We start from the raw sequence: 10,028 nt of genomic DNA on the forward strand, positions 1-10,028 counted from the left end.
AGTAACAAAAGGAGGAAAGAAAATGAATCAATTACAAGTTGTGCAGCATCCAGTTAGTGAGTTGGTTTTCACAAAAGATAATGAAGTTGTAACTGATAGCACAATCGTAGCTGAAGTTTTCAACAAACGTCATGCAGATGTTTTGAAAAGTATTGAAACACTAAGTTGCACTAACGAATTTAGCGAACGAAATTTTTCGTTGGCCGAATACAGAGATGCACAAGGGAAACCGAGACCTAAATACTTGCTTAAACGAGATGGGCTTATGTTCCTGGTGATGGGTTACACGGGAGAGAGAGCAGCACAAATGAAAGAATCGTTTATAAATGAGTTCAATCGAATGGAGCAATACATCAAACAACAGATGTCTCCACTACAAATGATCAACATTATGACGTCGGAAATGATGAATCATGGAGATCGCTTAGGGAAGTTAGAACAAACGGTAAACGAACGAATGACAGTGGATTACAGCCAACAGCTTTCTATTAAAAATGCAGTAGGCCGCAGAGTATACAAGCTTTGGGAAGATGGAACAGTCAATCAAGCAGTGCATGATAACAAAAAGAAATTATTCTCAGCGATTTGGAAAGATGTAAAAGCTGCATTCGCTGTAAATAGTTATTGCAACATCCGCCAAAAAGACTTCGATGAAGCTTTATCTTACATAAATGCATGGCGGCCAAGATTAGTTTAGGGAGATGTGATTATGAGTCAGTTAAAAGAAGCGATTGAAATCTTAGAATCTACGTTTACAGATGGAAGAGATCGTTATCCTGGGACCATAACTAATGAACATGGGACATTCCCTTGTATTACAAGTAGAACTGAACATCTAGAAGCGTTAATCGAGATGGCTTTGGACTTATTACACGATCATTCGGAAGGAGCGGTTTAAACAATGGAAGAAAGCACATTCTCACATTTAATGATACTGGTTTCAGTCATCGGACTTGCAGGATTCATTTATCTGATGGATCGGATAGACAAAAGGTTTATGAAGGATGAGCAGTGATGGATAAACAGCAGCGAGATGAATACGAACAAAAGAAAATATTGTGGATCATAAAGGATTTAAGAGCTAGAGAGGTACATAACAGCGCAGATAAAGTTGAGGAAATGCATAAGGAGTTTATAACTCTAGCTAAATAACTGATAAAGGGGAAATTGGAAATGAAGATGGGTAATCCATTAGAAGTAATTGGAAAAATTAGCAGCTTACGTGCGGAAGCTAAAGCGTTTTATCGTGCTTATGAAATAACTTTCGATGAAAGTATGTTGATTTATTCCGAACAGTTAGAAATGGAAGCTGTTCAACTGGAAGTTTCGGTTTCTAACTAAGACAAGCCTTCGCTTGTCGGAATATTCAGGAATCTAATGGTATTCCCCACCTAGCAAATGGGTTCCTGGATATTCCGATGCGTGAAAGCATCAGACAAAATAAAAAGACCACACTACGCCTAATGTGGTCTGGAGAAAAGAAATGTAAATCTTTCTACTTACATTATACCAAATCTTTTCTCCAAAAGTAAATAAGGAGGAATTGGAAATGATTGAAAACGGAATGTTAATGGGAAATCATCACGATTCATCGGCTAGAGATTTCATTGAACTTTGTTGCGGATGCGAGGGTGAGATCTACTACGGTGAAAGTTGCTTAGATTTTGGTGGCGATTACTTACACGCAGAAACAGAGTGCATTACTCAATATGTAGAGTCTCATTCTACAAAGAAAGTGGCAGGTGAATAATATGGAAGCAAATGTACTTATAACAACTGAAGATATGGCCCATAAGCAATGGTTAGAAGCAAGAAAAGCGGGTATTGGTGGTTCTGACGCAGCAGCTATTGCAGGTTTAAATAAATGGAGTTCTCCAATTGGAGTTTATTACGACAAAACAAGTGAAATTGTTAAAGACCAATTACCCAGTGAAGCGGCATACTTCGGTAACGTGCTAGAAGACATTGTAGCGGAAGAATTCAGCAAACGAACAAATTTAAAGGTTAGAACATGTAATGCAATATTACAGCATCCTGAATACCCTTGGATGCTAGCAAATGTGGACAGGCTTGTTGTCGGTGAGAAGGTAGGACTTGAATGTAAAACGGCATCTGAATACTTAAAGAAAGAATGGGAAGGTGAAGAAATCCCAGCATCTTATCTTCTGCAGTGCCAACACTATATGGCTGTCACAGGGTATAAAGCATGGTGGATCGCGGTACTAATCGGTGGAAACAAATTCATCTATAAAAAGATTGATCGTGATGAAGACATTATCCAGTACTTAATCGATATCGAAAAAGACTTTTGGCTAAATCATGTTGAGAAGAAAGAACCTCCAATGTTTGATGGTTCGGAAGCATCAGCTACATTGCTTAAAGAAATGTATCCAGATTCGGTTGAAGATAGCGAAATCGATCTAGGGAATGAGGTTGAGTTATTAATAGAAGCTCGTGACCAAGTGGATAAAGAAATCAAAGTGCTAGAGGAACAAAAAACAGAGTATGAAAACAAAATTAAAGCGAAACTCGGTTCAAATGAAATCGGAAAAACAGAGAATTACAAGGTTTCTTGGAAAACACAAACTTCCAACAGAATCGATAGCAAACGCTTGAAAGAAGAACGGCCGGAATTGTACAAGCAGTACTCAAAAGAATCTAAAAGTAGAAAATTCACAGTTAAATAGGGGGAAATGAACAATGGCAAACAATGAATCTATTAAAAATCAATTAGCAAATCGTACTGAAAACAAACCAGCTAGTCCTGAACAAACAGTTGAAGCTTATATGAAAAAAATGGGGCCAAGAATGGCCGAAGTATTACCAAAACACATGGATATGGACCGTATGAGCCGTATAGCTCTTACAACAATTCGAACTAATCCAACGCTATTAGAATGCACTGTTCCTTCTCTTATGGGTGCTGTGATGCAAGCAGTGCAACTTGGATTAGAACCAGGGTTACTAGGGCATTGTTACTTACTCCCTTTCAATAAAAACGCAGGAACAAAGCAGAATCCTGAGTGGATAAAAGAAGTTCAATTCATTATTGGATACAAAGGAATGATTGACCTTGCAAGACGTTCAGGTCACATACAAAGCATTTACGCTCATGCAGTGTATGAACACGACGAATTCGAATACGAATTAGGGTTACATCCTAAATTGACACATAAACCTTCATTTGGAGATCGCGGAGCATTCATCGGAGCTTACGCAGTCGCTCACTTTAAAGACGGTGGGTACCAAATGGAGTTCATGCCAACAAGTGAGATAGAAAAGCGTCGTGGACGCTCTAAATCAAAAGACTTTGGCCCTTGGAAAAGTGATTATGAAGAAATGGCAAAGAAAACAGTCGTGAGAGCAATGTTTAAATACTTGCCAATCAGCATTGAAGTTCAAACACAAGCACAACATGACGAAGTGGTTCGAAAAGATATTACAGCAGAACCAGAATTTATTGAAGCAGAAGAAACTAGTGAAGATTCAACGAATAATGGGCAATCAGAAATCGTGTTTGAACAATGATTGGTAAACAAAGTAAGGTACTCCTTCCAGCTTGGTGCTGGAAGGATGCCAAATCAACAGACGAAGTAAAACAAAACGTACTGAAATATATAAATCCAAAACGCTACCCAGGTTATAGGGTCCTGAAAGTATCGAAAGGATTTGCTATCTGCGAACGGAGTGATGGTTGATGTTTAAGATACCTGTGAGAAGACAAACGCAAAAAGAAATGTTAATAGCTACAAATGATTTGGTTGAGAGAGGTTTTGATTTCTTAACACCAATTAAACCGGTATATAAGAACGGTAAATTTTATGAACAAAGCGGCAGAAGTTTTCAAGGGAAACATGAATTTAGAGCAATCGGCTACACGGATAATGTCAGCTATGAATGTTGGATGAAGAAGGTGAATTAAATGACAGAAGTTAAATGGATAAAACTCTCTACTAGCATGTTCGAAGATGAAAAAATTCGATTGATTGAAAGTATGCCAGATGCAGACACATTGCTTATTATATGGTTCAAGTTACTATCGCAAGCTGGTAAAACAAACGCAAGTGGTTACATCTTTTTAAGTGAAAACATCCCTTATACAGAAGAAATGTTATCGACTTTATTTAACAGGCCACTTGCTACGATTCGGTTAGCGTTACAGACATTCCAACAATTTGGGATGATTCAAGTTAACGAAGAACGCATGATTCATATAGCAAATTGGGAGAAGCATCAGAACATCGATGGATTAGAAAAAATAAGAGAACAGAACAGATTACGTAAGCAAAAACAACGCGAACGAGAACAACAAGTCCTCTTAGAAATGTCACGTGACAGTCACGTTCCAGTCACTGATGGTCACGCAATAGATATAGAAGAAGATAAAGAACTAGAAGAAGATAAAGAACTTAATAATATTGTCGAGATTGTAGATCATCTCAACCGCGTTTGTAAAACCAAATATCGTTCTACTAGCCAAAAGACTAGAACGTTAATTAAAGCGAGATTGAAAGAAAAGTTTACTGTAGAAGATTTCAAAAAAGTTATTGATATAAAAAATGAAGAGTGGGCAGGTACAACACAAGCTAAGTATTTAAGACCTGAAACATTATTCGGAACTAAGTTCGAGGGTTATTTAAATCAAGAGTCAATCAAAGGAGCGATGGGTAATGGAAAAGCTGGGGGATATAATGAAGGATTTAATGAAAAGAGCGGAAGTTATGCACAAAAAGGCACTGGAAGAGGAATCCAACCGACCAGCGGAAGAGGATTCGCTCAAACCATCGGTTGATTGTGAAATATGTGGTGATAAAGGGTACACATTCATTAAAGAACCATCTGAATTTCTAAAAGGAAAATATGTTGATGTTGCTATCGAATGTGAATGCTTAGAACGGAAAAGTCTAAAATCTCGTTTCAAGTACGCAATGATTCCATCTGAGTTTGAAAATGCACGATTTGATAACTACATAAGAGAGGCAGAAGTGCAGAAAGTTTTATATGACGCTATGATCGAATATTTGAAAGTCTTTAACGAAATTAGAGATTCAAAGATGAATAGTATCGGTTTTATTGCATCAGTGGGTGAAACGAGATTAAAAAGTTTACCTCCAGGAGAACGAAATAAAATGCGTCAGGAAAACAACTCGTACGGATTAGGGAAGACTCATTTGCAAATAGCAGCAGCTAAGTATGCATTGAATAAATTCAAAGTCGTAGATGAGCGCACAGGACGTTTACGTGGAGCCAGAGTGTTATGTGTCCAAGATGTAAATATCATGGCTGAGATACAAAATGCAGCGTTCCTGAATGACAACAAAAAGCGGTTGAACGATTTACTTCATGATTTATGCACTTGTGACGTCCTCGTGTGGGATGACATAGCAAAATCGAAGTACAGCGAGTTCAAAGAGGACATGTATTACAAGATTATCAATGAGCGATACTTACGGAATTTACCGATTTGGTACACAAGCAATGAAGACTTAGACACATTGGAAGACAAGATTGGATTTGCGGCAGCTGATCGTTTGTACGGAATGAGTAAGAAGTACTTGTACCAAGTTAAGGGAGTTAGTTATAGAACAGCATAAAAGCTGAAGCGATTGTATTTAAGGAAACGTCAGATAAACGTATTGAACATTTAGGATTCTAAGGGGAATACAGAAGAAAGACATTTCCCTTTTAATTATCAAATTTGAATTTTATTAAGAAAGTGAAGGGAGAAAAAAGTGAGAGAAATTATGTTCGTTATCTATTCGGTGGATGTTGGCGGAAACAAAAATAATATTGCTATTGTGCGAGCGGAAGAAAAAGCGAATCAACTTGTTTCAGGGTTTAGTGAGAACGGGATTATTACTTTTTATGAAGAACTGGAAGTTTGGGACAATTCATGACAAAAGCGTTATTTGAATCCAAAAGGGGGAATTAAGATGTGTGCATGTAACGGAACGGGAGTAATTCAAAATGATATTGGAACGGGAATGTACCAATTTGGGTCATGTATTTGCGAAGCAGGGAATCAAACACCTGAGGAAGTGGATAGAACGCGCCATGCTGTTATGGCGGAACTAAGAGAAATTCATCAATTACAACTGGAGGGGAAATGGGATGCCAAGACTTGGAACGGATTTGGAAAAGGAGAATTACACAATAGCAGCACAACAAAGGAAGTACATGAAGAACTCGCGTCGTAACATGTATATTGCTTTGGAAGAACTGGACCTGGTATTTGATGAAAGTGAAGTGATTCGATTGCAAGAAATGTGGAAAGAGAACAAAAACATTATCGAAATTGCAAAAGAACTGGGAAGACACCAATTAGAAATCGCAGCATTAATAATGGATCAAGCGGATAAGAACGAGATTAAATCTCGACCAATGGGGTTAGGAGCATGAAACAACTAACACTTGAGGATGTTGTAGGGAGTTTTGATTACTCAGCAAAAAGTACGGCAGACAAGTTTTTACAAAGCGCCACAAGCGTTATAACGTACTCGGTTGAGTTTTACGATAAGGATGATAAATGGAAACTTAGATGGTTCGAAGCGAAGTCAGAGAGCGAAGCTGTGGGAATGGCTAAAGATAAATACGGGCGAATTGAAATTATCAATACTTATATATCGGACAGAACGTTAGCTGAAATAATGGAGCTAGATTAGGAGGGAGAAAATGGCTTTAAATCGTTGGTTAACCGATGAGGAATATGCAAGGGCAGCGGCTAACGGGGTCAACAAGGAAAGATTGAACAGTCGTGTCTATGATTTTGATTGGGATTTAGAGTTAGCGATATCAGCGCCAATCGGGACAGTTAGACACGAATACGAAAGAAAACATGCAAAATGGCTCAAAGTAGCATCAGAAAACGGTATAAACATTAGAACTTTTTACAGCAGATTAGAGTTAGGGTGGGAGATCCAAGAAGCCGCAACAAAGCCTGTAAGAAAAAAGAGCCAAGCAGAAAAAAAGTGGTTGAATATCGCTAAACAAAATGGGATTAGCTATCAAACTTTCATGTCACGAATTCATACCCGGAAATGGGATTTAGAGAAAGCAGCAACAACACCACCAATCAATACAGGAAGACGTTGTTCGGCAAAAGTTAAGGAGGAAGTCTGAAATGGCAAGGGTATATAACGAAGTAATCACGGATGAACAGTATTTAATTGCAAACAAAAACGGTATTTCAAAGAAAAATGTGTATCAACGTGTAAACGAATATGGTTGGTCGATAGAGAAAGCTATTACAAAACCTATTTATAATACGAACAAAAGAAAAACAGAGCGCGCGTTAATGTTGTTAGCTGAATTAAACGGAGTCAATTATGCGACTTATAGACAGAGAATAAAAGACGGAATGGATCCTCATGAAGCTGCTGTAAAACGCACTACAATTAGCGTAGAGCTTCAGATTGCGTTAGATAACGGTATTGAAGTTGAAACATTCCGCGGACGTGTCAAGAGAGGAATGACACCGTATGAAGCGGCAACACAACCATTAAAGATTAGAAAGTTTTCTACAGAATACAAGAAAGAATTAAAAATCGCTAAAAGTAACGGAATTACTTATCAAAAGTTTTATAACAGGGTTATGAATTTAGGTTTCGACCCAATGGAAGCAGCGACGAAAAAAACGACCGAAAGAATCAGCAACGCGGCTATAGCGATTAAAAATGGAATAAGCGAAAACACATATTACCAGCGCGTCCATAAAGGGTGGAGCAAAGAAGATGCAATGACAATTCCAGTAGTGAAAAGTAAGAGGTATTTTGATTGTGAACAAAAAGCGAATCTACATAGAAGTACTACTGCATAAAGGGATTTACAAAGAAGAAAAAACAGGACGTCAGCTTTATGAGATGGATGAGTTGGAACTGTTCGAATTGATAAAAGGAGATGGGGAGAATGAGGTATCTCAGAAACACTCAAATAATGAGAAGTTTATATAAAAACGACAAGCACAGATACAAAGTATATAAGCATTACAAAGCGGCAACGGAATACCCAAACTTAGAAATAGAATATGTTCGAAGGGAATTAACTAGCGAACTTGGATTAGATCCTACATTTGAATGGTATAGAAACGACGAAATATTTGGCCAATGTGTTGATATAAGTGGAGATGAATATAGTTACGGTTGGAGAATACCAGTGAGAACTTATAAACAAGGAGGAGAAGAATAATGAAAGAGATGGAACATGGAACGTTTGAAGTAACTCAACTATTAGCAGAGGCAAAGGAGAATGAAGAGAATGGCAACTAAGATCGTTATGTACACGAAAACGGATTGTCCCAATTGCAAACGTGCAAAACATTTCTTGGGATTCGCTCCAGTAGAGATTGAATTAGAAGAAAGAAATATTGAGAACCACATTATTTATAAAGTAGAAGCTGATGATTTGGGGCTAATGAGTTTACCAGCTTTCAAATTTGAGGACGGAACAATTGTAAGAGGGTTTGAAGAAGGTAAGATCATGAACAAATTAGGACTATAAAGGGGTGTTTGGATGAAGGCTGAACATATCGATCTGTATGAACAAGCGCTGAATCACGAACAAGGACAAGCTAGTAAATGGTTTTGCGAGGTTAATAATTTAGAAGCGCAATTACAAATAGCGAAGTCACATTACAAGCACCACACGGAAGAAAGAGATAGATTACAAAACTTAGTTGTGAGATGGAAGGGGAAAGGAAATGAAACTGAGAGTAAAAATTAAGCGAGTGAAAGATGTGGGGTTACCAAAGTATGCACGGGAATTTGATGCTGGATTCGATTTAGTAGCGGCGGAGGATGTAGTTATTAAACCGGGAGAAACAAAAGTAATTCCTACAGGGCTCGCATTCGAAATCCCGCCAGGATATGAAATGCAAATACGACCTCGTAGCGGCATGTCACGTAAAACAAAACTTAGAGTAGTGTTAGGCACTATCGATAGTGGATATAGGGGCGAAGTTGGTGTGATTGCAGATAACGTTTCACTTATCGAATACGCATCTATGCCAAGATTTAACGCAGGAATTTTGGCGGGAGATAACGATTTTAGCATTACAAAGCCAGTGAAATATGAGGTTATCAAAATTAGTAAAGGCGAACGTATCGCTCAAGGCGTCATAGCGCCAGTGGAAACAGCTCATTTTGTTGAGGTGGACGAGCTATCGGATTCAGAAAGAGGGAATCTCGGGTTTGGAAGTACAGGTGTTAAGTAAAACAAAAACGCTATTTTATTAGAAAAGGAGAATGAACATGGGAACATTAGTTGTTAATTGTGGGGAATATGAATTTACTAGATTTGAAAGTGCCGTACGAACTTTGGAACAAGAATACGGATATGAAGGTGAAGCACGGGAAATGGTTGTGGCAAGTGGTGATTTAGAGATATTAAGTGACTTCTTAAATGCTGATGGTTTAAATGCAGAAATCGAATAAAAACTTCATTTTAGTAGAAAGCGAGGTGAGAAGATGAGTCTTACTTTTATAGACTTATTCGCAGGAATCGGAATGTTCCGGATAGGAATGGAGAAAGCCGGACACAAGTGCATCGGTTGGGTTGAGTGGAATAAACCAGCAAGAAAAAGTTATGGCGCTATGCACGATACGAAGGGAGAATGGACCGAAAATGACATTAGAAACGTTACAGGAACAGGAATACCAGCAGCCGATGTGTGGTGTGCAGGATTTCCATGCCAAGACATTTCAAAGAACGGAAAGCAAGAAGGACTTGCAGGAGAAAAGTCAGGACTCTTTAGAGAAGTTATACGAATCATTAGGGAAACAGAAGAAGCTAAAAAACCCTCAAGATTATTCCTTGAAAACGTTGAGAACTTGCTATCAGTCAATAAAGGATGGGACCTCTTCCGTATTTTCGATTACTTGGATGAAGTCGGGTATGATCCAGAATGGAAAACTATCAATTCTACCGAATGCGGAGTGGACCAAAATAGAACGAGAGTCTTCATTGTTGCACATCTTAGAGGAAGAGACACCAGACGAGTATTTAGTTGATTTAGAGAAATACAAGGATTGTGT

23 protein-coding genes are annotated in these 10,028 nt (G+C 38.2%); all 23 read left to right on the forward strand.

The window, feature by feature from the left end; translation table 11 throughout:
• The first annotated feature begins 22 nt into the window (after nucleotides 1-22).
• The 23 genes from JTF23_RS24055 to JTF23_RS24165 all read left to right on the forward strand — a co-directional run bounded on the left by JTF23_RS24055 (nucleotide 23) and on the right by JTF23_RS24165 (nucleotide 10,004).
• Nucleotides 23-697 carry a Rha family transcriptional regulator gene (locus JTF23_RS24055; RefSeq protein WP_204209941.1) on the forward strand — a complete coding sequence of 225 codons (675 nt, stop codon included), beginning with the start codon at nucleotides 23-25 and terminating at the stop codon, nucleotides 695-697.
• Nucleotides 698-709: 12 nt separating this feature from the next.
• The gene (locus JTF23_RS24060) at nucleotides 710-898 is read left to right on the forward strand and encodes a hypothetical protein (RefSeq protein WP_204209942.1); all 189 of its coding nucleotides are present in this window, start codon (nucleotides 710-712) and stop codon (nucleotides 896-898) included.
• Nucleotides 899-1,014: 116 nt separating this feature from the next.
• On the forward strand, nucleotides 1,015-1,152 hold the full coding sequence (locus JTF23_RS24065) for a hypothetical protein (RefSeq protein WP_204209943.1): 138 nt from the start codon (nucleotides 1,015-1,017) through the stop codon (nucleotides 1,150-1,152).
• 21 nt (nucleotides 1,153-1,173) lie between these two features.
• On the forward strand, nucleotides 1,174-1,341 hold the full coding sequence (locus JTF23_RS24070) for a hypothetical protein (protein WP_204209944.1): 168 nt from the start codon (nucleotides 1,174-1,176) through the stop codon (nucleotides 1,339-1,341).
• 208 nt (nucleotides 1,342-1,549) lie between these two features.
• Nucleotides 1,550-1,750: a hypothetical protein gene (locus JTF23_RS24075; protein ID WP_204209945.1), complete on the forward strand. Its 201-nt coding sequence runs from the start codon at nucleotides 1,550-1,552 to the stop codon at nucleotides 1,748-1,750.
• Between the two features lies 1 nt (nucleotide 1,751).
• Entirely contained in the window at nucleotides 1,752-2,687 is a 936-nt protein-coding gene (locus JTF23_RS24080) for a YqaJ viral recombinase family nuclease (protein ID WP_204209946.1), read from the forward strand.
• Nucleotides 2,688-2,700: 13 nt separating this feature from the next.
• Nucleotides 2,701-3,528 (forward strand): recombination protein RecT, encoded by an 828-nt coding sequence (gene recT, locus JTF23_RS24085; protein ID WP_204209947.1) that lies wholly within the window; start codon nucleotides 2,701-2,703, stop codon nucleotides 3,526-3,528.
• A 169-nt stretch (nucleotides 3,529-3,697) separates the two neighbouring features.
• Complete coding sequence (locus tag JTF23_RS24090) at nucleotides 3,698-3,922, forward strand: hypothetical protein (RefSeq protein ID WP_204209948.1); 225 nt, start codon at nucleotides 3,698-3,700, stop codon at nucleotides 3,920-3,922.
• Nucleotides 3,923-4,792 carry a phage replisome organizer N-terminal domain-containing protein gene (locus JTF23_RS24095; RefSeq protein WP_204209949.1) on the forward strand — a complete coding sequence of 290 codons (870 nt, stop codon included), beginning with the start codon at nucleotides 3,923-3,925 and terminating at the stop codon, nucleotides 4,790-4,792. It begins immediately after the preceding gene.
• Nucleotides 4,692-5,594: an ATP-binding protein gene (locus JTF23_RS24100; protein ID WP_204209950.1), complete on the forward strand. Its 903-nt coding sequence runs from the start codon at nucleotides 4,692-4,694 to the stop codon at nucleotides 5,592-5,594. Before JTF23_RS24095 ends, JTF23_RS24100 begins: the two co-directional genes overlap by 101 nt.
• 138 nt (nucleotides 5,595-5,732) lie before the next feature.
• Nucleotides 5,733-5,897, forward strand: coding sequence for a hypothetical protein (locus JTF23_RS24105; RefSeq protein ID WP_204209951.1), 165 nt, complete (start codon nucleotides 5,733-5,735; stop codon nucleotides 5,895-5,897).
• A 36-nt stretch (nucleotides 5,898-5,933) separates the two neighbouring features.
• A complete protein-coding gene (locus JTF23_RS24110) occupies nucleotides 5,934-6,197 on the forward strand; it encodes a hypothetical protein (protein WP_204209952.1) in 264 nt (87 codons plus the stop codon).
• Nucleotides 6,112-6,399, forward strand: a complete 288-nt coding sequence (locus JTF23_RS24115) for a helix-turn-helix domain containing protein (RefSeq protein ID WP_098810639.1) — start codon at nucleotides 6,112-6,114, stop codon at nucleotides 6,397-6,399. The genes JTF23_RS24110 and JTF23_RS24115 overlap by 86 nt, the downstream gene beginning before the upstream one ends.
• Nucleotides 6,396-6,662 (forward strand): hypothetical protein, encoded by a 267-nt coding sequence (locus JTF23_RS24120; RefSeq protein ID WP_204209953.1) that lies wholly within the window; start codon nucleotides 6,396-6,398, stop codon nucleotides 6,660-6,662. The genes JTF23_RS24115 and JTF23_RS24120 overlap by 4 nt, the downstream gene beginning before the upstream one ends.
• Nucleotides 6,663-6,672: 10 nt before the next feature.
• Nucleotides 6,673-7,119, forward strand: a complete 447-nt coding sequence (locus JTF23_RS24125; protein ID WP_204209954.1) for a nucleoside permease — start codon at nucleotides 6,673-6,675, stop codon at nucleotides 7,117-7,119.
• 1 nt (nucleotide 7,120) lies between these two features.
• Nucleotides 7,121-7,816 carry a hypothetical protein gene (locus JTF23_RS24130; RefSeq protein ID WP_204209955.1) on the forward strand — a complete coding sequence of 232 codons (696 nt, stop codon included), beginning with the start codon at nucleotides 7,121-7,123 and terminating at the stop codon, nucleotides 7,814-7,816.
• On the forward strand, nucleotides 7,776-7,949 hold the full coding sequence (gene fbpA, locus JTF23_RS24135) for a Fur-regulated basic protein FbpA (protein ID WP_204209956.1): 174 nt from the start codon (nucleotides 7,776-7,778) through the stop codon (nucleotides 7,947-7,949). The genes JTF23_RS24130 and fbpA overlap by 41 nt, the downstream gene beginning before the upstream one ends.
• Nucleotides 7,906-8,184 carry a hypothetical protein gene (locus JTF23_RS24140; protein ID WP_204209957.1) on the forward strand — a complete coding sequence of 93 codons (279 nt, stop codon included), beginning with the start codon at nucleotides 7,906-7,908 and terminating at the stop codon, nucleotides 8,182-8,184. Before fbpA ends, JTF23_RS24140 begins: the two co-directional genes overlap by 44 nt.
• Before the next feature lie 69 nt (nucleotides 8,185-8,253).
• Nucleotides 8,254-8,496: a glutaredoxin family protein gene (locus JTF23_RS24145; protein WP_098841584.1), complete on the forward strand. Its 243-nt coding sequence runs from the start codon at nucleotides 8,254-8,256 to the stop codon at nucleotides 8,494-8,496.
• Nucleotides 8,497-8,508: 12 nt separating this feature from the next.
• Complete coding sequence (locus JTF23_RS24150; protein WP_204209958.1) at nucleotides 8,509-8,718, forward strand: hypothetical protein; 210 nt, start codon at nucleotides 8,509-8,511, stop codon at nucleotides 8,716-8,718.
• Entirely contained in the window at nucleotides 8,696-9,208 is a 513-nt protein-coding gene (locus tag JTF23_RS24155; protein ID WP_204209959.1) for a dUTP diphosphatase, read from the forward strand. Before JTF23_RS24150 ends, JTF23_RS24155 begins: the two co-directional genes overlap by 23 nt.
• A 37-nt stretch (nucleotides 9,209-9,245) precedes the next feature.
• Nucleotides 9,246-9,428: a hypothetical protein gene (locus tag JTF23_RS24160; RefSeq protein ID WP_204209965.1), complete on the forward strand. Its 183-nt coding sequence runs from the start codon at nucleotides 9,246-9,248 to the stop codon at nucleotides 9,426-9,428.
• Between the two features lie 87 nt (nucleotides 9,429-9,515).
• Complete coding sequence (locus JTF23_RS24165; protein ID WP_252188045.1) at nucleotides 9,516-10,004, forward strand: DNA cytosine methyltransferase; 489 nt, start codon at nucleotides 9,516-9,518, stop codon at nucleotides 10,002-10,004.
• Nucleotides 10,005-10,028 lie beyond the last annotated feature (24 nt).

This window comes from Bacillus sp. RIT 809 (genome assembly GCF_016892495.1).
Lineage (GTDB): Bacteria > Bacillota > Bacilli > Bacillales > Bacillaceae_G > Bacillus_A > Bacillus_A cereus_U.